This window comes from Streptomyces sp. NPDC059743, assembly GCF_042732975.1.
Classification (GTDB): Bacteria; Actinomycetota; Actinomycetes; order Streptomycetales; family Streptomycetaceae; genus Streptomyces.
This window is the reverse complement of sequence record NZ_JBHWGS010000004.1, coordinates 218,563-242,457: the sequence shown is the minus strand read 5'-3', so window position 1 is coordinate 242,457 and position 23,895 is coordinate 218,563. Positions and strand designations below refer to the sequence as shown.

The following is a 23,895-nucleotide window of genomic DNA, read 5'->3' as shown; positions in this document are numbered from 1 at the left end:
TCCGATGCGTTCCTGGACCCACCCCGTATGCGTACGAACACGATCCACCCGACGAAAAGCGAGCCGCCGCCCATGGGCACCCCCGAGCTGATCTCCCCGCGCTCCCCGCGCGTCACGGCCGCCAGGAGGCTCGCCAAGCGCGCCTTCCGCGGCAAGGAACGCCGGTTCATCGCCGAGGGACCGCAGGCCGTACGGGAAGCGGTCGCCCATCGGGGAGAGGACGGCGAGCCCACGCTGACCGAGCTGTTCACCACCGTGGAGGCCGCCGAGCGGTACGCCGACATCGTGGACGCGGCACGGGCCACCGGGGCCCGGGTCCACCACGCGGCCGACGCGGTGCTCGCCGATGTCTCCCAGACCGTGACTCCGCAAGGGCTGCTGGGCGTCTGCCGCTTCCTCGACTCGCCGTTCGAGTCCGTCCTGCGGGCCCGGCCCAGGCTCGTCGCCGTACTCGCCCATGTCCGTGATCCCGGCAACGCCGGTACGGTGCTGCGCTGCGCGGATGCCGCGGGTGCCGACGCCGTCGTCCTCACCGACGCCTCCGTCGACCTCTACAACCCGAAGTCGGTCCGTGCCTCGGCCGGCTCGCTCTTCCATCTGCCGGTCGTCGTCGGAATCCCGGTGGAACAGGCGGTCCGCGGGCTCCGGGACGAGGGCGTCCGTGTCCTCGCCGCCGACGGCGCGGGCGAGAGAGACCTGGACGACGAGCTGGACGCGGACACCATGGGCGGGCCCACGGCCTGGATCTTCGGCAATGAGGCATGGGGGCTGCCGGCGGAGACCCGTGCCCTCGCGGACGCGGTGGTGCGGGTGCCGATCCATGGAAAGGCGGAGAGTCTGAACCTGGCGACCGCCGCAGCCGTATGTCTGTATGCGTCAGCACGTGCCCAGCGAGTTCTTCGTGCGTGCTGAGGGGGTCCGCTCCGTCACATTGAGCTAGTAATGTGGCGGCTTCGGGGCCCACTGAGCTACGCGGAAGAGGTGGGATGCGGGCATGACTGTCGGGGCGAGCGGACCCGCCGCGGTCCAGGGACCTTTACCGCGCGCGGTCTCCGGTGCCGCCCCCGAGCCGGTACCGGACCACGACGGTGACGCGATGCCGCTGCCCATGGATGATGCCCTGACGCCTGCCCCCGACGGCCCTGCACCCGACGCTGCCCAGGTGCCCGGGCCTGCGCCCGACGGCGGTCCGGTGACCGACTCCGACGACGGCGCCCCGGTGCCCGGGCCGGAGGATGCTTCGGCGTCCAGCCCCGACTCCGTATCCCCGTCCGCATCCCCGTCCGCCGGCGCCGAGGCGCTCGGGTGTGTGATCGCTTCCGGTGGCGGTGGTGACGCGCTGGAGGTCGATCCCGACGAGCTTCCCGACGGTCTGGTCGTCGCCGACGAGAGCGGGCGCGTCGTCTGCTTCAACGCCGCCGCCGCCCGTATCACCGCCGTACCGCTCTCCGAGGCCCTCGGCCGGCCGCTGGACCTCGCGCTGCCGCTGGAGGATCTCAAGGGCCGCCGCTGGTGGGCGCTGACCGATCCGTACGGCGGGCTCGCCACCCGGGTCGGCCAGCCCGAGCGTAATCTGCTGCTGCCCGGCGGCCGTGAGGTGCTGGTCTCGGCCCGCTATGTGCGCGCGTATCCGACCGGGCCCGTCCGCCGGCTCGTGATCTCCATCCGCGGTACGGAGGCCCGTCGGCGCACCGAGCGCAGCCACGCCGAGCTGATCGCCACCGTCGCCCATGAGCTGCGCTCGCCGCTCACCTCGGTGAAGGGCTTCACGGCGACGCTGCTCGCCAAGTGGGAACGGTTCACCGACGACCAGAAGCGGCTGATGCTGGAGACCGTCGACGCCGACGCCAACCGTGTCACCCGGCTGATCGCGGAGCTGCTCGACATCTCCCGGATCGACTCCGGCCGGCTGGAGGTGCGCCGTCAGCCCGTCGACATCGGCGCGGCCGTCGGACGCCATGTCCAGGCGCACACCGCCGCCGGACAGTCGCCGGACCGTTTTCTTGTACGGATCCAGCAGCCGCTGCCCGATCTGTGGGCCGATCCCGACAAGATCGACCAGATTCTCGGCAATCTGCTGGAAAACGCGGTGCGCCACGGCGAGGGAACCGTCACCATCGAGGTGGCCACCGCCTCGCTCCAGCGCGAGGAGAAGACAGAGAAGGGAACGTCCGTCACCGTGTGCGACGAGGGCCCCGGCATTCCCGAGGAGTCGATGGGCCGCGTCTTCACCCGCTTCTGGCGCGGGAGCAAGCGCGGCGGGACGGGCCTTGGCCTGTATATCGTCAAGGGCATCGTCGAGGCGCACGGCGGGACGATCACCGTCGGCCGCGGACCCGGCGGCGGTGCCCAGTTCCGATTTATCCTGCCTGTCGGCGCTCCGGTCTACCTGTCCTGAGCGGCCCACGGGCTGTCTTGAGTGGGCTACGGGCTGTCCTGAGCGGCCCGCGGGCTTCTTCACCTTCGTACGGCCCTTAGACTCGACCTTTGGCAACCTTCGTGCCCTCAGTGATCGAGCAGGGTCGTTTCGCCAGCCAATCGGAAGTACGGGAAGAGATGTCGGCACCCAACAAGTCGTACGACCCAGTCGAGGTCGAGGCACTGAAACCGGAACAGATCGAGCGCATCCGGGACGAGGCGCTGGCCGCCTTCGCCGCCGCCGGCGATCTCGACGCGCTCGCCCACGCCAAGACCGCGCACACCTCGGGCACCTCACCGCTCGCGCTCGCCAACCGGGAGATCGGCGCGCTGCCGCCGCAGGCCAAGGCCGAGGCGGGCAAGCGTGTGGGCCAGGCCCGCGCCGCCGTCGGCAGGGCCCTCGCCGCCCGGCAGACCGAGCTGGAGGCGGAGCGTGACGCCCGGGTACTGGTCGAGGAGGCGGTGGATGTCACGCTGCCGTACGATCGTGTCCCGGCCGGCGCCCGCCATCCGCTGACCACGTTCATGGAGCGCGTCGCGGATGTCTTCGTGGCGATGGGATACGAGGTCGCCGAGGGACCCGAGGCCGAGGCGGAGTGGTTCAACTTCGACGCGCTCAACTTCGTCCCCGACCATCCCGCTCGCCAGATGCAGGACACGTTCTTCGTCCAGGGGCCGAATGTCCCCGACGGCGGCTCGGCCGACGAGTCCGGTGTGGTGCTCCGTACCCACACCTCACCGGTCCAGGCCCGCGCGCTGCTCGACCGGGAGCCTCCGGTGTATGTCGTCTGTCCCGGGCGGGTCTACCGCACCGACGAGCTGGACGCCACCCACACCCCGGTCTTCCACCAGATCGAGCTGCTCGCCGTCGACGAGGGCCTGACCATGGCCGATCTCAAGGGCACTCTCGACCATATGGTCCAGGCGCTCTTCGGCCCGGACATGAAGACCCGGCTCCGCCCGAACTACTTCCCGTTCACCGAGCCGTCCGCCGAGATGGACATGGTCTGCTACGTGTGCCGCGGCGCCTCGGTCGGCAATCCGGACCGGCCCTGCCGCACCTGTGGCAGCGAGGGCTGGATCGAGCTGGGCGGCTGCGGCATGGTCAACCCCAAGGTGCTGATCGCCTGTGGCGTCGACCCGGAGAAGTACAGCGGATTCGCCTTCGGGTTCGGTATCGAACGGATGCTGATGTTCCGCCACAACGTCGAAGACATGCGAGACATGGTCGAGGGCGACGTCCGGTTCACCCGGCCGTTCGGGATGGAGATCTGATGCGCGTCCCGCTTTCCTGGCTGCGGGAGTACGTCGACCTGCCGGCGACGGAGACCGGCCGCGACGTCCAGGCCAAGCTGGTCTCCGCGGGCCTTGAGGTCGAGACCGTCGAGCAGCTCGGCGCCGGTCTCAAGGGCCCTCTCGTCGTCGGCAAGGTCCTCACCATCGAGGAGCTGGAGGGCTTCAAGAAGCCCATCCGCTTCTGCACCGTCGACGTCGGCACCGCCAACGGCACCGGCGAGCCACAGGAGATCGTCTGCGGCGCGCGGAACTTCTCCGTGGGCGACAAGGTCGTCGTGGTCCTGCCCGGCGCCGTCCTGCCGGGCGACTTCGCGATCGCCGCGCGCAAGACGTACGGCAAGACCTCGCACGGCATGATCTGCTCCGGCGACGAGCTGGGCATGGGCGACGACGGCTCCGGCGGCATCATCGTGCTGCCCGACGAGCACGAGGTCGGCACCGACGCCATCGCGCTGCTGGAGCTGGTGGACGAGGTCCTCGACATCGCCGTCACACCGGACCGCGGCTACTGCCTCTCGATGCGCGGAGTCGCCCGCGAGACCGCCATCGCGTACGGCCTGACGCTGCGCGATCCGGCGCTGCTCGACGTACCGGCGCCGAACTCCTTCGGCCACCCGGTGACGGTCTCCGACCCGGCGGGCTGCGACCGCTTCACCGCCCGTACGGTCACCGGCCTGGATCCCGAGGCCCGCAGCCCGCTCTGGCTGAGCCGCCGGCTCCAGAAGGCCGGAATGCGGCCGATCTCGCTCGCGGTCGACATCACCAACTACGTGATGCTGGAGCTGGGCCAGCCGCTGCACGCCTACGACCGGGCCCGGCTGGAAGGACCGATCGGCGTCCGCCGCGCCCGGCCCGGCGAGAAGATCACCACGCTCGACGGCACCAAGCGGATCCTGGACGCCCAGGACCTCGTGATCACCGACGACCGCGGGCCCATCGGCATCGCGGGAGTGATGGGCGGCGCGAACACCGAGATCGCCGATCTCACCGCCCATCCCGAGACGGGCGAGGCCCAGGGCACCACCGAGGTGGTCATCGAGGCCGCGCACTTCGACGCGATCTCCGTCGCCCGTACCGCGCGCCGCCACAAGCTCGCCTCCGAGGCGTCCAAGCGCTTCGAGCGCGGTGTCGACCCGGAGGCCGCGTCCGCCGCCGCGCAGCGCACCGTCGATCTGCTGGTGCTGCTCGCCGGCGGCTCCGCCGGGGCCGGTGTCACCGAGATCGTCGCGCCCTCCGCGCCGCACACCATCGCCATGCCCGCCGACCATCCCGACCGCGTCGCCGGAGTGGCCTACGGGCGGGAGACCGTCGTACGGCGGCTCCAGGAGATCGGCTGCGACGTCTACGGGCAGGACGAGCTCGTCGTCACCGTCCCGTCCTGGCGGCCCGACCTCGGCGCGCCCAACGACCTCGCCGAGGAGGTCATCCGGCTGGAGGGATACGAGAACCTCCCTTCGACGCTGCCCACACCGCCGTCCGGACGCGGGCTCACCGAGCGCCAGCGGCTGCACCGCCGGGTCGGCCGGGCCCTTGCCGGCGCCGGATACGTCGAGGCGCTGAGCTACCCGTTCATCGGTGACGCGGTCCTCGACGCCTTCGGACTGCCCGCCGACGACGCCCGCCGCCGTACGGTCAAGCTCGTCAACCCGCTCTCCGACGAGGAGCCGGCGCTGCGCACCACGCTGCTGCCCGGGCTGCTCGCGGCGCTGCGCCGTAACGACGGCCGGGGCTCGCACGATCTGGCGCTCTTCGAGACGGGCCTGGTCTTCCGGCCCACCGGCGAGGAGACCGTCCCGGTGCGGCTGCCCGTCGACCGGCGCCCGACCGACGAGGAACTGGCCGGGCTCGACACCGCGCTGCCCGGCCAGCCGCGCCGTGCCGCGGTCGTGCTGGCCGGAGCGCGCGAACAGGCCGGCTGGTGGGGCACGGGCCGTCCGGCCGACTGGGCGGACGCCGTCGAGGCGGCCCGTACCGTCGCCCGGGAGGCCGGCGTCGAGCTGACCGTCCGCGCCGACCAGCACGAGCCGTGGCACCCGGGCCGCTGCGCGGCGCTGCTCGCCACCGTGGACGGCGAGGAGACGCTCGTCGGCCACGCCGGAGAGCTGCACCCGAGGGCGGTCAAGGCGCTCGGCGTGCCGGAGCGCACCTGCGCCATGGAGATCGATCTCGATCTGCTGGAGCGCGCGGGCACCGGTGCGCTCCAGGCACCCCGGATCTCCACCTACCCGGTCGCCACCCAGGATGTGGCGCTGGTCGTCGCCCAGGACGTGCCCGCCTCCGAGGTGGAGCGCGCGCTGCGCGAGGGCGCGGGTGAACTTCTGGAGTCCCTGCGGCTGTTCGACGTCTTCACCGGCGAACAGATCGGATCCGGCCGGAAGTCGCTCGCGTACGCCCTGCGCTTCCGCGCGCCGGACCGCACACTGACCGTCGAGGAGGCCACCGCGGCCCGCGAGGCGGCCGTCGCGCTCGCCGCCGAGCGGACCGGAGCGATTCTTCGCGGCGCGTAATCGCCAACGCGTAACACCTGGTCATACGCCGTCGTTGGACAGACGGCCGTCCCCTGAGGGGCGCCTCCGGACCTCCGGAAGCGCCCCTCACTCATTCGGGTGAGAAGTCCGGGGCGGGTTCGCCAACGCACATGCGTGATCGACACAATCGATCCGGCCACTACGGTCGACGTACGCCCATCGGCTTAGCGGCCGGGCGGCCGAAGGGGGCCGACGGATGAATCGGACCAGGGCAGAAGAGGACGCGTCCGAGGACGCACCGGCCCCCTGGGGTGTCGTCGAGTGCGCGATCCCGGGCGGTGTGCTCGCCCTGGTGATCACCTGGGAGCTGACCTGCCCGCCCAGCACTCACGACCACCTGATCCCGCGCATCGTGACCTGTGTGGCCTTTCTGCTGGTCGTGGCGTATCTGCTCAACCGGGTGCGGCGGCGCGGACTGAAGGTGCTGAGCGAGGTCCGTGCGGTGGCGCGCGCCACACAGGCGGTGCTGCTCCGGCCGCTTCCCGCGCGCCTCGACGGGCTGGCGTTCTACGCGCGACAGCTCTCCGCGTCCCGGGGCGCCGATGTCGGTGGCGATCTGTACGAGGCGGTGGCCACCGGGTACGGCGTCCGCGTGATCATCGGCGATGTACGCGGCCATGGACTGCCCGCCATCGGCGCCGTGGCGGCGGTGCTGGGCAGCTTCCGGGAGGCCGCCCATGACGAGCCGGGACTCGACGGTGTGCTGCGAAGACTCGACCGGGCGCTTCAGCGCCATCTGAGGGAGCAGTCGGGACAGCGGGCCGCCAGGGCGGAGGGCGGTGGACCCGACGGCTCCGGATCCGGTGGCCGCGGGCCGGGCGGTCGCGGGCCGGGCGGCGGGAGATCCGACGGCCGGGCATCCGGTGGCGGTGGATCCGGTGGCTCCGGATCCGGTGGCCGGGAATCCTGGGCCTACGACGATCCGGATCCGGACGGTCTGTCGGCGGAGGAGTTCGTCACCGTACTGCTGCTGGAGATTGGGCACGACGCGGAGGTACGGGCTCTCAACTGCGGCCATCCCTGGCCCTATCGGCTGGGCCGGGGCGCCGCGCCTGTCGCGAGCGCCGAGCCTCTGCCACCGCTCGGCCCGTTCCCGCTGCCCGCCGATCTTCCGCTCCAACGGTGCGGGCCGCTGCTGCCCGGTGAGTCGCTCTTCCTGCACACCGACGGCGCCCAGGACGCGCGGGACTCGGCCGGAAGGTTTTTCGCTCTGGAAGAAGCGCTGACCGAGGCCGCGGAGGGAGTCTCCGGTGTGCCGCTCTCGCCCACGGAAGTGGTGCGACAGGTGCACCGAGCGCTGCTGCGGCACACCGGCGGGCGTGTCAACGACGACATGGCGCTGCTCGTCGTACGCAACGACCGCGCGCCGGTGCCGGTGCCTGTAGCTGTGCCTTTGCCTGTGCCGACGCAGGACCAGAGACCGGATCCCGGTGGCGGCGAGGAGTTACAGCCGCCGGGCAGCGCGCCGCCGGATGACCGTACGTCGGACGACCGGCCGCCTGGGGACCCTCCCGTATCGGCTCCCTCGCCTGTATCGGCTCCCTCGGCCGACCAGCCATCGGAGAGTCAACTCCCACCGGAGAGTCAACCCCCATCGGGGAGTCAACTCCCGGATATCCGGCCCTTAGGCGGTTCCAAGCGGGCGGCCGAGCAGCCGCCGGAGATGTATCCACCGGATATGCGTGCGCCGGAGCAGCGGCTCCCGGATCCGCACACACCCGAGCAACGCCCACGTCCCCGGCCGGGAATGACCGCGACCGGGGCACGCACGACATCCTTCCGTCGGTAGTGGGCGACATGACTGGTGCGGCCGGCGCCGCCTGCCCCGCCGCGGAGTGTCGGGCAGGTCGGCAGGGCAGACGGCGCGGTTGCGGGCCACCGCACAGGACGAGGGGGAGTCGGTGGCCCGGCCGCCTCTTTGTGAGGCGATTCAGTCAACCGGCCCCGGGCGCCCGGCGGCAGAGCGCACAAGGTACGGATACGGGCATTACGTTCACACCCCGTGCGATTCGCACTACGCTGGGCCCCTCGCCGAGAGGTGCTGGGCTTGTCGTCGAAGTCCCGAAAGGGCTTGGAAGTCCAGAAGATCCACACCGGCCGAACCACCGGAGAGGCTTATGCAGCCCAACACCCTGCTCGATTCCCTGCTCGACGAGGCGGGTATCTCCCACGCCGGACTCGCCGCCCGGGTCAATGAGGCGGGCCGGCTGAGAGGTCTCGCCCTGCGGTACGAACACACGGCGGTGGCACGGTGGTTGAAGGGCCAGCGGCCACGCGGCCAGGTGCCCGATCTGATCTGCGGTGTGCTGGGCGACCGGCTGCGCCGCTCGCTCACCTTGGACGACGTCGGGCTCGGCGTGCTGGGCGAGTCGCCCGTGCCCGGCGTCACTCCGCTCTCCGGCTTCGTGGAGCGGGCCACCGCGCTCTGGCGCTCCGACGAGCAGCGCCGGCCGCACATAGTGGACGCCCCCGCCGTCACCGGCACGCCCGCCGTGATCCCCGTCTGGGAGTGGGAGAATCCGCCGGAGGACGCCGATGTCTCGCGCCCCGGCCGTACGAAGGTCGGTCCCGCCGACATCGAGTTGCTGCGCTCGGCCAGGGAGCACTACGAGCTGATGTACCGGAGGGCGGGCGGAGTCGCCACCCGTGCCCGGATCGTCCGCTTCCTCAACTCCGAGACCGCTCCGCTGCTGCGCGGCGGATACAGCGACTCGCTGGGCCGTCAGCTCCACCGTGCCACCGGCGGACTGGTCGCGGTGGCCGGTATCTGCGCGTACGACTCCGACGCCCATGGACTCGCCCAGCGCTACTTCCACCAGGCGCTGCGGCTGGCCAAGGCCAGCGGCGACCGCGGACTCGGCGCCTATGTGATCGCGCTGCTGGTCAACCAGTCGCTGCACATGGGTGAGTACCGCCAGGCCGTCGCCTTCGCCGAGGCCGCGCTGCGAACGGCGGGCCGTCAGATCACTCCCGCGCTCGCCGCCGATCTCTATGCGATGCAGGCCAAGTCGTACGCCCATCTCGGCGACGGCAGCGGTGCGCTGGGCTGCATCGGACGCGCCGAGACGGAGGCGGAGCGCATCAGACCCGGGCATGAGCCGGAGGAGACCGGATACGTCCAGCCGGGCCTGGTGAACGTACAAGTGGCGGAGGCCCTGCTCAGCCTCGGAGATCTGGCCGCCGCGCGGGCGCACGCGGCGGCGGCCGTGGACACCCCGGCGCACGATCGGGGCAGGGTGCACCGGCTCGCCATGCTCAGCCATATCGAGCTACGGCAGGGCGAGGCGGACCGGGCCGCCGGAACGGCTCGGGAAATGGCCGAGCGGGCGCGGGGAATGGAGTCCCAGCGGCTGCGGGACCGGCTGCGCGCCGTACGTGCGCAGTTGGTGGCCAGCGGATCCACCGACGCGGAAGCGACGGCCGAACTGATCGAGGGAGCGCTGCGCGTTCCCCTGTGAGCCCCTCTGTGAGCCCCCTCTGAGCCACCGTGTACAAGAGCCGCTGCTGCGATATTGCCATCAACTTGTCGGAAGGTGGCAGAAACATGCAGTGGACGAAACTTAGCGAACAAACTGTGTATGAGAACCGCTGGTTCCAGGTCAATCTGGCCGACGTCAAGCTCCCTGACGGCCGTCGTCTCGACCACTTCCTGATCCGGCTGCGCCCGGTCGCCGTGGCGACCGCGGTGAACTCCGCCAATGAGGTGCTGATGCTCTGGCGGCACCGTTTCATCACCGACAGCTGGGGCTGGGAGCTGGCCGCGGGCGTGGTCGAGGACGGCGAGTCCATCGAGGCCGCCGCGGCCAGGGAGATGGAGGAGGAGACCGGATGGCGGCCCGGACCGCTGCGCCATCTCCTCACGGTCGAGCCGTCCAACGGCCTGACCGATGCCCGGCACCATCTCTACTGGGCGGAGGAGGCCACATACATCGGCCATCCCGAGGACGACTTCGAGTCCTCGCGCCGCGAGTGGATCCCGCTCAAGCTGGTGCCGGACATGATCGCGCGCGGTGAGATCCCGGCCGCCGGTATGACGGCCGGGCTGCTGATGCTCCATCACATACGGCTGGGCTGAGTTCTGCCGCCCTGCCTCGCGTACTCCTGATCCGCCCGGTCGGTCCGCTTCCGGCGATCAGGAGTACGGGTCAACGGGTCAGACGTACGAGTCAGGAGTACGGGTAGAAGCCCGCGCCGGTCTTACGGCCGAGCCGGCCCGCGTCCACCATCCGCTGGAGCAGCGGCGGCGCCGCGTACAGCGGTTCCTTGAACTCCGCGTACATCGAATCGGCGACGGAGGCCACGGTGTCCAGACCGATCAGATCGGAGAGCTTGAGCGGGCCCATCGGATGGGCGCAGCCGAGCTCCATCCCGTTGTCGATGTCCTCGCGGCTCGCGATGCCCGACTCGAACATCCGGATCGCCGAGAGCAGATACGGGATGAGCAGCGCGTTCACCACAAAGCCCGAGCGGTCCTGGGCGCGGATCGCGTGCTTGTCCAGCACTCCCTGGACGATGGCCTCGGCCCGCTTGATCGTCTCCTCGGAGGTCGTCAGCGCGGGAATCAGCTCGACCAGCCGCTGCACCGGCGCCGGATTGAAGAAGTGGATACCGATGACCTGGTCGGGACGTGAGGTCGCGACCGCCAGCTTGACCAGCGGGATGGACGAGGTGTTGGAGGCGAGGATCGCGTCGGGGCGCCGCACCACCTGGTCGAGTACCTGGAAGATCTCGGTCTTGACCTTCTCGTTCTCCACCACGGCCTCGATGACGAGATCGCGGTCGGCGAACTCACCGAGATCGGTGGTGAAGCTGAGCCTGCCGAGCGCCGCGTCACGCTCGCGCTCGCTGATCTTGCCGCGTTCGGCGGCCTTCGACAGGGAGTTGTGCAGACGGGTACGGCCGATCTCCAGCGCCTCGCCGGTGGTCTCGGCGACCTTCACCTCCAGGCCGCTACGGGCGACGACCTCGGCGATTCCTGCGCCCATCTGGCCGCAGCCCACCACTCCGACGCGGGCGATATCGGTCAGGATGTCGGTCACATCGTGCCTTTCACTGGTCCGTGTCCCGGCAGGTCCCCCGTGTGATTCCGGCGCCCGCCTCGGGACAGGACGTTACTCCGCGGGAGGGTGCGGACGACCGGCCGGGGCGGGCATGCTCAGCGGAAGCAGCGGCCCGTCCGGCGATCACCGGCGGGCCGCCCGGCAGCGGACCGGAGGACGGGGCGGCGCATGGCACACATCGGCAGACGAGGGCTGGTCGTGGGCGCGGCGGGAGTGGCAGCGGCGCTGCTGGCGGCGGGCGACGCCGCCGCGCGGACGCCCCGGCACCATGCCCCGCGCCGGGAGTTCCGCGGGATGTGGCTGGCGACGGTCGCCAACCGCGACTGGCCCTCGGCGCCCGGGCTGACGGCGGAGCGGCAGCGGGCCGAGCTGATCGCGCATCTGGACACGGCCATGGCGCGCGGGCTGAATACGGTCGTCTTCCAGGTCCGGCCCACGGCGGACGCGCTGTGGCCCTCGCCGTACGAGCCCTGGGCGCAGTACCTCACCGGTGTGCAGGGCCGCGATCCCGGCTGGGATCCGCTGGGCACGGCGGTGCGCGAGGCGCACGCACGCGGTCTGGAGCTGCACGCCTGGTTCAATCCGTACCGCGTCGCGAACCACACCGATCCCGCGCGGCTGACCGCGAGCCATCCGGCCCGTGTCCACCCCGAGTGGATCCTGCCGTACGGCGGGAAGCTCTACTACAACCCGGGGCTGCCCGAGGTCCGGCGCTTTGTGCAGGACGCCATGCTCGATGCCGTCGAGCGGTACGCCGTCGACGCCGTGCACTGGGACGACTACTTCTATCCGTACCCGGTCGCCGGGCAGGTCTTCGCGGACGACGAGGCGTACGCGCGCTACGGAGCGGGCTTCCCGGACAAGGCGGCCTGGCGGCGGGACAACACCGACCGGCTGGTACGGGAGACCGCCGCGCGGATCAAGAAGATCAACCGGACGAACAGGACCAAGAGGGACGTACGTTTCGGTATCAGTCCCTTCGGGGTGTGGCGCAACGCGGCCACCGATCCGCTCGGCTCCGACACCACGGCCGGCGTGCAGACCTATGACGATCTGCACGCCGACACCCGCAAGTGGGTCAAGGAGGGCTGGATCGACGACATCGTCCCGCAGCTCTACTGGAACCTCGGCTTCCCCGCCGCCGACTACGCGAAGCTGCTGCGCTGGTGGGACGGTGTCGTACGGGGGACGGGTGTGGCCCTCCACATCGGCGAGGCCCTCTACAAGGCGGGTGACCCGGCGCAGCCGACCGCCTGGCAGGACCCGGCCGAACTGTCCCGCCATCTCACCCTGGCCAAGGAGTTCGCGGAGGTGCGCGGGCACTGCTTCTTCTCGGCGAAGGAGGTCGGCGCCGATCCGATCGGCGCGATGACCCGGGTGGCGGCGGACCACTACGGCGGGCGCGCCGGGAAGTGACGGGGACTGCCGGGAAGTGGTGGAGGCTGTGGTCAGGTGGCCGATCGCTGCGTGACCGCGATACAGACCAGCACCGCCACGGCTGCCACCGGCGCCGCGGGCGTGAGGCGCTCACCGAGCAGGAGCACCGACCAGACCAGCGTCAGCACGGGCTGGGCGAGCTGGAGCTGGCTGGCCTTCGCGATACCGATCGACGCCATGCCCCGGTACCAGACGTACAGACCGAAGAAGGTCGAGCCCGCCGCCACCCAGACGAGCCCGATCGCGCCATGGGCCGTCCAGCGCGCCGGCTCGACGGCGAGGGCCGCCGCCGAGCCCGCCACCGACAGTGGCAGACAGCCGATCAGCGCCCAGCCGATCACCTGCCAGCCGGGCATCTCCCGGGCCAGTCTGCCGCCCTCGGTATAGCCCGCCGCGCACACCAGCAGCGCGCCGAACAGATACAAGTCAGCCGCTGACAGCGCTCCGCCGCTCTGCTGGACCGCGAAGGTGATCACCACGGCCGCGCCGGCGAGCGCGGCCAGCCAGAAGGTACGGGACGGGCGCCGGCCCGTGCGTACGGTACGTACCGCCGCGAACGCGGCCGTCGTCAGCGGCAGCAGCCCGACCACGACGGCCGCGTGCGAGGTGGTGGACGTCTCCAGTGCCAGTGTCGTCAGCAGCGGAAAGCCCACCACGACTCCGCCGCCGACCACCGCGAGCCCTGCCCAGTGCCGGCGCTCGGGAACCGGCACGCGCAACGTCAGCAGAAAGCCGCCCGCGATCAGCGCGGCGAGCGTGCTGCGCAGGGCGACGAGCGACCAGGGACCGAAACTCTCCAGGCCCCACACGGTGGACGGGAAGGTGAGCGAGAAGGCGACGACGCCCAGCGCGGCGAGCAGAGTGCCGCCGCCGACCGCTATCGATGTGTGTGGAGTAGCGCTATCCTGTACTGTCATGCATGAGCGTAGCAGTGTGTCAGGACTGGCGGATTCGCTGCGGCAGGAGCTGAACCGCTACTCACCCGGTGGAAAGCTGCCGTCCAGCAGAGCGCTGGTCGACCGTTACCGTGTCTCTCCGGTGACCGTCTCCCGTGCCCTCGCCCGGCTCGCCGCCGAGGGACTCGTCGTCACCCGTCCCGGCGCCGGTGCCTTCCGCGCGCCCGCGCGGGCCGGCGCTCCGGCCCGTGGTGACACCTCCTGGCAGGAGGTCGCCCTCAGCGCCGATGCCGCCGCCGACCTCGTACCGCGCGCCGTCGACGCCTCCGGAGTCCTGGTCACGCTGGCCGCGCCGCCGCCCGGTGTCATCGAGTTCAACGGCGGCTATCTGCATCCCTCCCTCCAGCCGGAGCAGGCGATGGCCGCGGCGCTGGCACGGGCGGGCCGGCGGCCCGGCGCCTGGGGCAGACCGCCCACCGACGGTCTGCCCGAGCTGCGCGAGTGGTTCGCCCGTGGGATCGGCGATCCGGTCACGGCGGCGGAGGTCCTGGTCACGGCGGGCGGCCAGAGCGCGCTGACCACCGCGCTACGGGCGCTCGCGCCGCCCGGCGCGCCCGTGCTGGTCGAATCGCCCACCTATCCGGGGATGCTGGCGATCGCGCGCGCCGCCGGGCTGCGGCCGGTGCCGGTGCCGGTGGATCCCGACGGTGTACGGCCCGAGCTGCTCGCCGCCGCCTTCCGGGCCACCGGCTCCCGGCTCTTCGTCTGCCAGCCGCTCTTCCAGAATCCCACCGGCGCCGTGCTATCCCCGGCGCGCCGTCCCGAGGTGCTGCGGATCGCCCGGGAGGCCGGGGCCTTCGTCATCGAGGACGACTTCGTACGGCGGCTGGTGCACGAGGACGCAGGCCCGCTGCCCAGGCCGCTCGCCGCCGACGATCCGGACGGTGTGGTCGTCCATGTCTGCTCGCTCACCAAGGCGACCTCGCCGAGCCTGCGCGTCGGCGCGCTCGTGGCGCGCGGCCCGGTTCTGGAGCGGCTGCGCGCCATCCATGTCGTGGACACCTTCTTCGTACCGCGCCCGCTCCAGGAGGCCGCGCTGGAACTGGTCGGCTCCGCCGCCTGGAACCGCCATCTGCGCTCCGTCTCCTCGGCGCTGCGGATCCGCAGGGACACGCTCACGGCGGCGCTCCTGAGCGAGCTGCCCGAGCTGGCCCTGCCGCACATTCCGTCCGGCGGTTATCACCTCTGGCTCCGGCTTCCCGACGGCACCGACGAGCAGGCGGTCGTCTCCGCCGCGCTGCGCGCGGGAGTCGCGGTCGCACCGGGCCGCCCGTACTTCAGCGCTGAACCTCCCGCCGCGCAGCTCCGGTTGAGCTTCGCGGCGGTGGCGGGCCCGGCCGAGCTCACCGAGGGCGTACGGAGGCTCCGTACGGCCTGCGACGAGGCACTCGTCCCGCCCGGCCCCAGGACACCGGGCCCACCACTGCGGGGAGCCTCTTGACCTGCGGGACATTCGGCTCCACGATCACGGCCATGAGTGTTCGGGTCACGTTGGTCGCCGCGGCGCGCAGCTCGGACGTGTTCGACGAGCGCTTCGACGACGACCGGCCGCTCGACCAGGTCGGATGGTACGAGATGCAGCTCGCCGCCCACACCCTGATCCCGCTGGCCGCCGCCGATCTCCGCTACTGCTCACCGACGCCGCGCAGCCGCGCCACCGGTGACGCGCTGGGCTTCGCGCCGCTCGCCCAGCCCGCGCTGCGCGACTGCGACATGGGCCGCTGGCGCGGCTTCACCCTGTCCGAGGTGATGTCCCGCGAGCCGGCCGCCGTCGACGCGTGGATCGCCGATCCACGGGCCGCGCCGCACGGCGGCGAACCTCTGCTGGCCTTCATCTCGCGGATAGGCGGCTGGCTGGACACCCGCCCGGCCGAGGACATCGCCGCGATCGTCGCGGTGGCGGAACCGGCGGTGGTACGGGCGGCGCTGGTGTACGCGCTGAAGGCCCCGCCCCGTACGTACTGGTATGTCGATGTACGTCCGCTGTCGACCATCACCCTGACCGGTATGCCCGGTCGCTGGCACCTCCAGATCGGCTCGGGCGCCTAGCGCGCTCATGCCGGCCCGGCCGACGAGGCCGGTGAGAGGCGGTGGCCCGGGGCGAGGAGTGGTGGGGACAGGGCATCGTCGGGCGGCGGTGGGAAGTCGGCCACGGAGAGTTCGACGTCCGCCTCGCAGTCCGGCCGACCGCATTCACAGGCGAACGGGAGGACGGTCGTCCTGGTGTCGCCGTGCGACCACGGGCGCGCGAAGAACGCCTCGTACTGACGGACCGTGGCGCGGTTGGCGTACCGCAGCAGCCCTCCGCGTTCGCGCGCCGTCACCGCCACAGGGCCCGCGGCCAGGGCCTCGGCGAAGAGCTTCTCGACCGCCCCGGCCGTCTCCGTCACGCTGTCGTGTCCGTCGACGACGAGCTTCCGGGCTCCGTACTCCGCCACCTGCGCGCCGATCTCGCCGACCAGCGACCGGTAGAGCGTGAGCGGGCCCGGTGGGAGATCGCGCTCGGTCAGCCTGGTCCGCTGGACCTCGGCCGAGGGCAGCAGCCATACGGCCCGGCCGCCCGCGCCCACGACCGACGGCGTGATGGGCGTGCCCTCGGCGATGATCAGCGGCGCGGCGGGCAGCGCGTGGAGATCGTCCAGGATCATCCGGCCCCGCTCGTGGTGCAGGGACATGGCGAGCAGCTCCGCCTCGGGCGCGGACCAGCGTTCCTCGCGTGACAGCGCCTCCCACCGGATCGCCTGCGGATGGCCCGCGGCGATGGCGCGGTCGCGGTGCTCCCAGGTGTGGGCGTCGGCGTTGTACCAGCGCAGTCCGTGGCGGCGGGCGAGCAGCCGGGCCACGGTCGTCTTGCCCGCGCCGGGCGGACCGCCGATCCAGAGAACCTTGCGATGAGGCATGCCGACCATTCTCGCCCGTGCGCGGACGCCTCCGATGTCGTTCCTGCCCGTCAGCCCGTCAGCCCGTCAGCCCGTCAGCCCGTCAGCCCGTCAGCCCGTCAGCCCGTGGCAGGTCACCCGTCAGCCCGTCACGCCGTGCCCAGCGTCTCCAGGATCTGCTCGCCGTACTTCGCCAGCTTGTTCTCGCCCACTCCGTTCACCGTGCCCAGCTCCGCCAGCGTCGACGGCGCCAGCACCGCGATCTCGCGCAGCGTCGCGTCATGGAAGACGACATACGCGGGCACGCCCTGCTCCTTCGCCGTCGCGGCCCGCCAGGCGCGCAGCGACTCGAACACCGGCACCGCCTCCTCCGGCAGATCCACCGGCACCGCACGGCTTTTGGCCGTCTTCTCCGCGCGCGCGGGCCGGGCCGCCGTCTTCTCGGGCTCGCGCCGCAGCACCACGGGCCGCCGTCCACCCAGCACCTCGGCGCTCTCCTCCGTGAGGACCAGCGTTCCGTAGTCGCCCTCGACCGCGATGAGCCCCTGCGCCAGCAACTGCCGTGCCACGCTGCGCCATTCCGCCTCGCGCAGCTCCGTACCGATACCGAACACGCTCAGCGCGTCATGATCGAACTGGATGACCTTCGCCGTTTTCTTGCCGAGCAGAATGTCGGTGATCTGTCCCGCGCCGAACTTCTGGTTGCGCTCGCGCTTCAGCCTGACCACGGTCGACAGCAGCTTCTGCGCCGGGACCGTACCGTCCCATGACTCGGCGGGCGTCAGACACGTATCGCAGTTGCCGCAGACGCCGCTCTTCTCGCCGAAGTACGCGAGCAGTTGGACGCGGCGGCACTCCACCGTCTCGCAGAGCGCGAGCATCGCGTCGACATGGGCGCCCAGCCGCCGCCGGTGCGCGTCGTCACCCTCGGAGGTGTCGATCATCTTCCGCTGCTGGACGACATCCTGGAGCCCGTACGCCAGCCAGGCCGTCGACGGCTGCCCGTCGCGCCCGGCACGTCCGGTTTCCTGGTAGTAGCCCTCGACAGACTTCGGGAGATCGAGATGGGCGACGAACCGTACGTCCGGCTTGTCGATCCCCATCCCGAACGCGATGGTCGCGACCATGACCATCCCGTCCTCCCGCAGGAAGCGCGCCTGGTTCGCGGCCCTCGTACGGGCGTCGAGCCCCGCGTGGTACGGCAGCGCCTCGATCCCGTTCTTCACCAGGAACTCGGCGGTCTTCTCCACGGACGCCCGGGAGAGGCAGTAGATGATCCCCGCGTCTCCGGCGTGCTCGGCGCGCAGAAGCTGGAGGAGCTGCCGCTTCGGATCGTTCTTCGGCGCGATGCGGTACTGGATGTTGGGCCGGTCGAAGCTCGCGACGAAGTGCCGTGCGTCCTGGAGCTTGAGCCGGGAGGCGATCTCCGCGTGGGTGGCCTCGGTGGCGGTCGCGGTGAGCGCGATACGAGGAACGTCGGGCCACCGTTCGTGCAGCGCCGACAGGGCCAGATAGTCGGGCCGGAAGTCATGGCCCCACTGCGCGACACAGTGCGCCTCGTCGATGGCGAACAGGGAGATCGTGCCGCGCTCCAGCAGCCGTACGGTCGACTCCACCCGCAGCCGCTCCGGCGCGAGATAGAGCAGATCCAGCTCACCGGCGAGGAACTCCGCCTCCACCAGGCGCCGTTCGTCCAGATCCTGTGTCGAGTTGAGGAACCCGGCCCTGACACCGAGGGCCCTCAGCGCGTCGACCTGGTCCTGCATGAGCGCGATGAGCGGCGATACGACGACTCCGACGCCCTTCCGTACCAGAGCCGGGATCTGGTAGCAGAGCGACTTGCCGCCGCCGGTCGGCATCAGGACGAGGGCGTCGCCGCCGGCCACCACATGGTCGATGATCTCCTGCTGGCTGCCGCGGAAGGAGTCGTATCCGAAGACGCGGTGGAGCACGCGCAGCGCCTCGCTGCCCGTCTCGGGACGGAGCACCGGGCCCGTCTCTGGGCTTGCCTCTGGGCTCGTCTCGGCACGCGGACCGGAATCGGGAGTGCTCATCCGCCGATTCTATGAGCCCTGTACGACATCGCTCGACGAGATCGCTCGGACCGGTCGGTCCATGATCCGCGGGTCGCCATCTAGGACATGGTCTGACCTGTATGCGATCTAGCGTCGGACCTGTCGAACAGAACGGGCCGAAGGGCCAGGGCCGGTGCGCACGGACAGGACCGGTGCGCACGGCGAGCCGGACGGGCCCGGCGAGGCAGGAGAATCCCATGAGTTATGTGACCAGCAATCAGCCGACAGGCACCCCGACCTGGATCGAACTCGGCGTCCACGACATGCGGCGCGCGGCGGAGTTCTACGGGGCCTTGTTCGGCTGGGAGTTCGAGGCGGGAGCGGCGGAGGCGGGCCGGTACACGCTGTGTCTGCTGCGCGGACGCCCGGTGGCGGGACTGAGGCCGACAGCGGAGGAGAGCGGCTCCGGACACTGGCGCGTATATATCGCCACCGACGACTGCGACGACACCGCGAAGCGTGTCATCGCGGCCGGCGGCACGCTCGCCGAGAGCCCGCAGGATGTCGGGGACCGGGGCCGTGGGGCCCTGGTGGTGGATCCGGTCGGCGCCGAGTTCGGGCTGTGGCAGGGACGTGAGCGCCTCGGCTGCGAGATCGTGAACGAGCCGGGCAGTCTCGTACGGAACGATCTGACCACTCCGGACCCGGGCCCGGCGCGCGCGTTCTATCCGGCGGTCTTCGACTTCACCCTGGACGGCAACGACGATCTCCCGGACGCGGACTTCACCTTCCTGCGCCGGCCGGACGGGCATGAGGTCGGCGGGATCCTGGGCGTGGCGCAGGGAGAGCCGTCCGTCTGGAAGACGGTTTTCGAGGTGGCCGACACCGATGCGGCGGTGGCGCGGGCCATTGCGGCCGGAGGCACCGCGGGCGCTCCCTCGGACATGCCCTATGCGCGGATGGCGAACATCACCGATCCGTTCGGCAACAGCTTCGAGGTGGGCGCGAGGCCTCAGGAGCGGTAGCGGTAGCGCTGGGCCGGTGGCACAGGGACTCCGCCCGGCGGTGCCGGGCGGAGTCCGCCGATCTGTTGACCTGGGCCTCAGGTGACCTGGGGCTCAGGCGTGCTGTGGCACCTCGTCCTTCAGCATGGAGCGGATCTGGTCCCGCAGCTCCGGGCTGTCCGTGTGGCCGTGTACGGACGCCGCGTGTTCGCTCGCCGCGCGGACCACCTCGTCCTCCTCACCGGAGATCGCGAGAGTGCACTTCGTCTCGCTCGGGAAATCCCGGCAGTCGGCTACCTTGCGCATGACGCACCTCCTCGCTCCTCACTCCAGTGTCCGCCCGCGCGTCCGCCCGTCGCCATACGGGACCTGTACGGGACGCCTGGTCGGCCGCGCGTCCCGTCAGGCGCCGGAGCCGGTCAGCCGCCGGATCCGGTCAGGCGTCGGACCTTGAGGGTGTTGTCCGTACGGTGGCCCGGCTGTCCGTCGGGACCGTTCTGCTGCCGCTCGTGCTCCTCACAGATCTGCACCTCCCACTCACCCTCCGCCAGGCCGAGGGATTCGAGGACCTCCTCGGGCGTGGGGAAGTGGACTTCTGGGTGCGGGTTCTCCTCCCAGGGAGCGAAGCCTCCGTGTCCGACGATCAGCAGTGTCCCGCCGGGCGCGACGGCCGACGCGGCGGTCCGCAGGATCTTCTCGCGCGGCATATCGCCGTAGGAGTGCAGGAATTGGGCCGAGACAAGGTCGAAACCGCCCTCGGGGAAGGACACTCCGAGGTCGTGCCGCTGCCAGTCGATCCGGTCGGCGACACCTTCCGCCTCCGCGTGTTCGGCCGCGCGGCCGAGGGCGACGCCGGAGACGTCGGTGCCGGTGACCTGCCATCCCTGCCGCGCGAGCCAGACCGCGTCGGCGCCCTCGCCGCACCCGAGGTCCAGGGCCCGGCCCGGGTTCACTCCCGTGATCTCGCGGACCAGGATGATGTTGGGCCGCCCGCTCCAGATCCGGTCGCTCTGACCGTAACGGTCGTCCCAGTACTCCTCGTACGAGGCGAAATCATCGGGCGACAGAGGCTTCTCATGGGCCGTGGGCTTCGCGTCCGAGGCGGAGTGCGAGTGGGAGTGGGAGTGGTGGTCGGTCATCGCTGTCATACCTCTTTCGTCAATGCTGTGCCGGTTTCCGGGGTGGTGCCGCGCCGGCTCACAGGCCGTGTCGGCTGCCGCCAGACAGGGCCTGGTACGCGCTCGCAGGTCTCGCGCTCCAGCCGCGCGGAGAAGGGAGCGGAGTCGCGACGGGCGGCGACGGCCTCGCGGGTCTCCTCGGCGATGAGATCGGCGTTGATCGCCGCGGCGGCGCGTACGCCCGCGGCGGCCGAGCCGATGACCGTCTCGGTCAGTTCGGTGACATTGCCGGCCACCCAGACGCCCGGTACCTCCGTCGTCCCGGACGGACCGGAGACGATACGGCTGCCGATCGTCTGTCCGCCCATCTCCTGCTCCGTGGCTTCGAGGCCCAGGCCGGTGAGGAAGTCGGCGCGGGCGGTGAAACGCGCGGCGACGGCCAGGGCCCGGCGGGAGAACACTCGGCCTCCGGCCAGGATCACACCGGTCAGCCGGCCGTCGGTGATCTCCAGCCCGGAGACCTCTCCGTCCACCACGGCGACACCGCGCGCGGCCAGCCGCTCGTACTCCTCGTCCTCGAACTCGGGCGCGGTGTGCCGGAACAAGGTCACGTCCTCGCTCCACTGCCGCCACAGCAGTGCCTGGTGGACCGCCATCGGCCCGGTGGCCAGAACGCCGATCGGCTGGTCGCGTACCTCCCAGCCGTGGCAGTACGGGCAGTGCAGCACCTCGCGGCCCCCACCGCTCGGCCAGGCCCGGCACCGGAGGCAGCTCGTCCACCAGACCGGTGGTCACCAGCAGCCTGCGCGCCGTGACCGTCGAACCGTCCGCCGGCGCGACGCGGAAACCGCCGTCCGCCGGCCGCTCGGCCGCCACCGCGCTGCCCTCGGCGATCTCGCCGCCGTAACCGGTCACCTCCTCGCGGCCGGTGGCCAGCAGCTGCGAGGGCGGTGTCCCTTCACGCGCCAGATAGGTGTGGACATGGGACGCGGGCGCGTTGCGTGGCAGGCCCGCGTCGATCACCAGCACCGAGCGGCGTGCCCGCGCCAGCGTCAGCGCGCCGCTCAGTCCGGCCGCTCCGCCGCCGACGACCACGACGTCCCAGCGGTCCCGGCCGTCCCCGCTGTCCCGGTTGTCCCGGCGCCGTTCACGGTCCTGGCTGACACCCGTGGCGGTATGCCGTGTTTGTTGATTCATATGACGTACCTCCGTCCGCTGGAGACACTCCGCCCAGGGTACGTCGTTTGACAAACCTTGTTGCCAAGACAGCAAATGGAGGAATGGCAGACGACGACCTCTCCACCGTCCTGACCGCCGTGGGCCCGCGCCTGCGGGCCCTGCGCCGGGACCAGGGCACCACACTGGCCGAGCTCAGCGAGTCGACCGGGATCTCCCTCAGCACGCTGTCGCGCCTGGAGTCCGGGCAGCGCAAGCCCACCCTGGAACTGCTGCTGCCGCTGGCGAAGGCGTACGGCGTACCTCTGGACGAACTGGTGGGCGCGCCGTCGACGGGCGACCCGCGTATCCACCCGCGTCCCTTCAGCCGCGACGGCATGACCTTCGTACCGCTGACCCGCCATCTCGGCGGGCTCCAGGCGTACAAGCTGGTCATGCCACCTCGCAAGGGCGGCTGCGCGGATCTGGAGCAGCGGGTGCACGAGGGATACGAGTGGCTCTACGTCCTGGCCGGCCGACTGCGGCTGTGGCTCGGCGAGCACGACCTCGTACTCACCGCCGGAGAAGCCGCCGAGTTCGACACCCGCACTCCGCACGTCTTCGCCTGCGCGGGCCCGGAACCGGTCGAATTCCTCAGCCTGTTCGGACAGCAGGGCGAACGGATGCATGTACGCGCCCGCCCCAAAGGCCGGTAACCCGCCTCCGTAGGACGTCGGTAACCCGCAGGACGGCGCCGGACGGACGCATCAGGGTTACGGGCGCATCAGGTCAAGCGGCGGTCACGCGGTCCGGAGGCGCTTCGACTCGGCGATCCTGTCGAGGGACACCTGCCACAGACGGACGGCCGCGTCCGCGTCGAGCGCGTGGTCGGCGACGCCTTCGCGCGGGCCGCCCGGGACGTGGCGGCGGGCCTCGCCGCAGTCCTCGAAGTACCGGCCGCCCACGCCTTCGAGCTGTGGCGAGGTCGCGACCAGCACGGACGTGGCCGCACCCTGCTCGGGCGTCTTGAAGACATACGTGCCGCTCGCGATCGCACCGGCGAGCTGCTCCTGGTCCATGTGCCGCGTCAGATTCGACAGGATGGCGCCGGGATGCACCGCGTTGACGGTGATGCCGTCGCCGGCCCAGCGCCGGTTCGCCTCGACCGCGAAGAGAGCGTTGGCCGTCTTGGACTGGGCATAGGCGGTCCCGGGATCGTACGGGCGCGTGACGAAGTCGATGTCGTCGAAGTCCAGCGGGCTCCCGACATGTCCCACCGAGCTGAGCGCCACGACCCGGGCCCGGCCGGCCGCCACCAGCGCGGAGTGCAGACCGGTGGTGAGCGCGAAGTGGCCGAGATGGTTGGTGGCGAACTGGAGCTCCCAGCCCTCCGGTGTCCGCGTCTCGGGAGGCGTCATCACGCCCGCGTTGTTGACGAGGACATGGAGCGGGCCGTCCCACGCGGCGATGAACGCCTCGACGGAGCCCTGGTCGCCGAGATCGAGCGGCGCGACCTGGACCTTCTTGTTGCCGGTGGTCGCCCTGATGTCCTCGGCGACCTCGTCACCGGCCGCGGTGTCCCGTACCGCCAGTGTCACTTCCGCGCCCGCGCCGGCGAGCGCCCGTGCGGTCTCCACACCGATACCGGAGGCGGCGCCGGTCACGATGGCGCGGCGGCCGGTGAGATCGATACCGGCCACCACTTCTGCGGCGGTGGACCGGGCGTCGAAGGGAGTGGTGATGCGTGTCGGCTCCGTCATGGGATTGCCTTCCTGCGCGGTGTTCCTGGGTGGTACTCCTCAAGCCAACACCGGCCGAGTGCCTCCGTCGGGTGCCAAAGGGGCCCGGCTCTGCCAGGGGTCCGGCAGACCCCCCTTCGAGCTGACGCCTTCGAGCCGACGCTCTTCCACGCGCCGCCCGGAGCCTGCCGGGCGCCAGCCTTGCCCGTAGTACTTCAGAGCACCCGTAGTACCTCAGAGCTACGTGCCAGGTGAGTTCCTCGGCGGGACGCCGACCACAGGGCGCGCTC

At 71.2% G+C, this 23,895-nt stretch carries 18 protein-coding genes and 2 pseudogenes; 12 read left to right on the top strand and 8 right to left on the bottom strand.

The annotated features are described in order from the left end of the window. The first annotated feature begins 72 nt into the window (after positions 1 to 72). From ACFV6H_RS09330 to ACFV6H_RS09300, 7 genes and pseudogenes are all read left to right on the top strand, one after another. The gene (locus tag ACFV6H_RS09330; RefSeq protein WP_385540405.1) at positions 73 to 912 is read left to right on the top strand and encodes a TrmH family RNA methyltransferase; all 840 of its coding nucleotides are present in this window, start codon (positions 73 to 75) and stop codon (positions 910 to 912) included. 196 nt (positions 913 to 1,108) lie between these two features. Then, positions 1,109 to 2,398: an ATP-binding protein gene (locus ACFV6H_RS09325; protein WP_385540093.1), complete on the top strand. Its 1,290-nt coding sequence runs from the start codon at positions 1,109 to 1,111 to the stop codon at positions 2,396 to 2,398. 158 nt (positions 2,399 to 2,556) lie between these two features. After that, on the top strand, positions 2,557 to 3,693 hold the full coding sequence (pheS, locus tag ACFV6H_RS09320) for a phenylalanine--tRNA ligase subunit alpha (RefSeq protein ID WP_384976553.1): 1,137 nt from the start codon (positions 2,557 to 2,559) through the stop codon (positions 3,691 to 3,693). Continuing rightward, positions 3,693 to 6,221, top strand: coding sequence for a phenylalanine--tRNA ligase subunit beta (gene pheT / locus ACFV6H_RS09315; RefSeq protein WP_385540090.1), 2,529 nt, complete (start codon positions 3,693 to 3,695; stop codon positions 6,219 to 6,221). The genes pheS and pheT overlap by 1 nt, the downstream gene beginning before the upstream one ends. Positions 6,222 to 6,438: 217 nt before the next feature. Continuing rightward, positions 6,439 to 7,602 (top strand): annotated as a pseudogene (locus tag ACFV6H_RS09310) (PP2C family protein-serine/threonine phosphatase); the annotation flags it as partial. A gap of 757 nt (positions 7,603 to 8,359) precedes the next feature. Beyond that, positions 8,360 to 9,700: a transcriptional regulator gene (locus tag ACFV6H_RS09305; protein ID WP_384976550.1), complete on the top strand. Its 1,341-nt coding sequence runs from the start codon at positions 8,360 to 8,362 to the stop codon at positions 9,698 to 9,700. Positions 9,701 to 9,786: 86 nt separating this feature from the next. After that, positions 9,787 to 10,317 (top strand): NUDIX hydrolase, encoded by a 531-nt coding sequence (locus ACFV6H_RS09300; protein WP_093604338.1) that lies wholly within the window; start codon positions 9,787 to 9,789, stop codon positions 10,315 to 10,317. A gap of 91 nt (positions 10,318 to 10,408) precedes the next feature. Here ACFV6H_RS09300 and ACFV6H_RS09295 read toward each other — a convergent pair whose 3' ends face one another. Beyond that, entirely contained in the window at positions 10,409 to 11,269 is an 861-nt protein-coding gene (locus tag ACFV6H_RS09295; protein ID WP_384777909.1) for a 3-hydroxybutyryl-CoA dehydrogenase, read from the bottom strand. 201 nt (positions 11,270 to 11,470) lie between these two features. On the opposite strand from ACFV6H_RS09295, the gene ACFV6H_RS09290 reads away from it, so the two are divergent. Then, on the top strand, positions 11,471 to 12,718 hold the full coding sequence (locus tag ACFV6H_RS09290; RefSeq protein WP_385540088.1) for a glycoside hydrolase family 10 protein: 1,248 nt from the start codon (positions 11,471 to 11,473) through the stop codon (positions 12,716 to 12,718). 32 nt (positions 12,719 to 12,750) lie between these two features. Here ACFV6H_RS09290 and ACFV6H_RS09285 read toward each other — a convergent pair whose 3' ends face one another. Continuing rightward, positions 12,751 to 13,656: a DMT family transporter gene (locus tag ACFV6H_RS09285; protein WP_385540086.1), complete on the bottom strand. Its 906-nt coding sequence runs from the start codon at positions 13,654 to 13,656 to the stop codon at positions 12,751 to 12,753. Here ACFV6H_RS09285 and ACFV6H_RS09280 point away from each other — a divergent pair. Continuing rightward, positions 13,655 to 15,136 carry a PLP-dependent aminotransferase family protein gene (locus ACFV6H_RS09280; protein ID WP_385540084.1) on the top strand — a complete coding sequence of 494 codons (1,482 nt, stop codon included), beginning with the start codon at positions 13,655 to 13,657 and terminating at the stop codon, positions 15,134 to 15,136. The two genes, ACFV6H_RS09285 and ACFV6H_RS09280, sit on opposite strands and share 2 nt — an antisense overlap. A gap of 32 nt (positions 15,137 to 15,168) precedes the next feature. Next, positions 15,169 to 15,744, top strand: coding sequence for a histidine phosphatase family protein (locus tag ACFV6H_RS09275; RefSeq protein WP_385540082.1), 576 nt, complete (start codon positions 15,169 to 15,171; stop codon positions 15,742 to 15,744). A gap of 5 nt (positions 15,745 to 15,749) precedes the next feature. On the opposite strand, the gene ACFV6H_RS09270 is transcribed toward ACFV6H_RS09275, so the two are convergent. Then, positions 15,750 to 16,595 carry a hypothetical protein gene (locus tag ACFV6H_RS09270; RefSeq protein ID WP_385540079.1) on the bottom strand — a complete coding sequence of 282 codons (846 nt, stop codon included), beginning with the start codon at positions 16,593 to 16,595 and terminating at the stop codon, positions 15,750 to 15,752. A 128-nt stretch (positions 16,596 to 16,723) separates the two neighbouring features. Further along, positions 16,724 to 18,628: a DNA helicase RecQ gene (recQ, locus tag ACFV6H_RS09265; protein ID WP_385540077.1), complete on the bottom strand. Its 1,905-nt coding sequence runs from the start codon at positions 18,626 to 18,628 to the stop codon at positions 16,724 to 16,726. 218 nt (positions 18,629 to 18,846) lie between these two features. Here recQ and ACFV6H_RS09260 point away from each other — a divergent pair, with 218 nt between their 5' ends. Next, positions 18,847 to 19,614: a VOC family protein gene (locus ACFV6H_RS09260; protein ID WP_384976538.1), complete on the top strand. Its 768-nt coding sequence runs from the start codon at positions 18,847 to 18,849 to the stop codon at positions 19,612 to 19,614. 93 nt (positions 19,615 to 19,707) lie between these two features. Here ACFV6H_RS09260 and ACFV6H_RS09255 read toward each other — a convergent pair whose 3' ends face one another. From ACFV6H_RS09255 to ACFV6H_RS09245, 3 genes and pseudogenes are all read right to left on the bottom strand, one after another. Beyond that, the gene (locus tag ACFV6H_RS09255) at positions 19,708 to 19,899 is read right to left on the bottom strand and encodes a DUF1059 domain-containing protein (protein ID WP_385540075.1); all 192 of its coding nucleotides are present in this window, start codon (positions 19,897 to 19,899) and stop codon (positions 19,708 to 19,710) included. Positions 19,900 to 20,012: 113 nt separating this feature from the next. Continuing rightward, a complete protein-coding gene (locus tag ACFV6H_RS09250; protein ID WP_385540073.1) occupies positions 20,013 to 20,741 on the bottom strand; it encodes a class I SAM-dependent methyltransferase in 729 nt (242 codons plus the stop codon). Then, positions 20,738 to 21,806 (bottom strand): annotated as a pseudogene (locus ACFV6H_RS09245) (NAD(P)/FAD-dependent oxidoreductase). The gene ACFV6H_RS09250 and the pseudogene ACFV6H_RS09245 overlap by 4 nt, the downstream one beginning before the upstream one ends. A gap of 185 nt (positions 21,807 to 21,991) precedes the next feature. Here ACFV6H_RS09245 and ACFV6H_RS09240 point away from each other — a divergent pair. Further along, the gene (locus ACFV6H_RS09240) at positions 21,992 to 22,582 is read left to right on the top strand and encodes a helix-turn-helix domain-containing protein (protein WP_385540071.1); all 591 of its coding nucleotides are present in this window, start codon (positions 21,992 to 21,994) and stop codon (positions 22,580 to 22,582) included. 84 nt (positions 22,583 to 22,666) lie between these two features. Here ACFV6H_RS09240 and ACFV6H_RS09235 read toward each other — a convergent pair whose 3' ends face one another. Continuing rightward, entirely contained in the window at positions 22,667 to 23,626 is a 960-nt protein-coding gene (locus ACFV6H_RS09235; RefSeq protein ID WP_385540069.1) for an SDR family NAD(P)-dependent oxidoreductase, read from the bottom strand. Between the last annotated feature and the right edge of the window lie 269 nt (positions 23,627 to 23,895).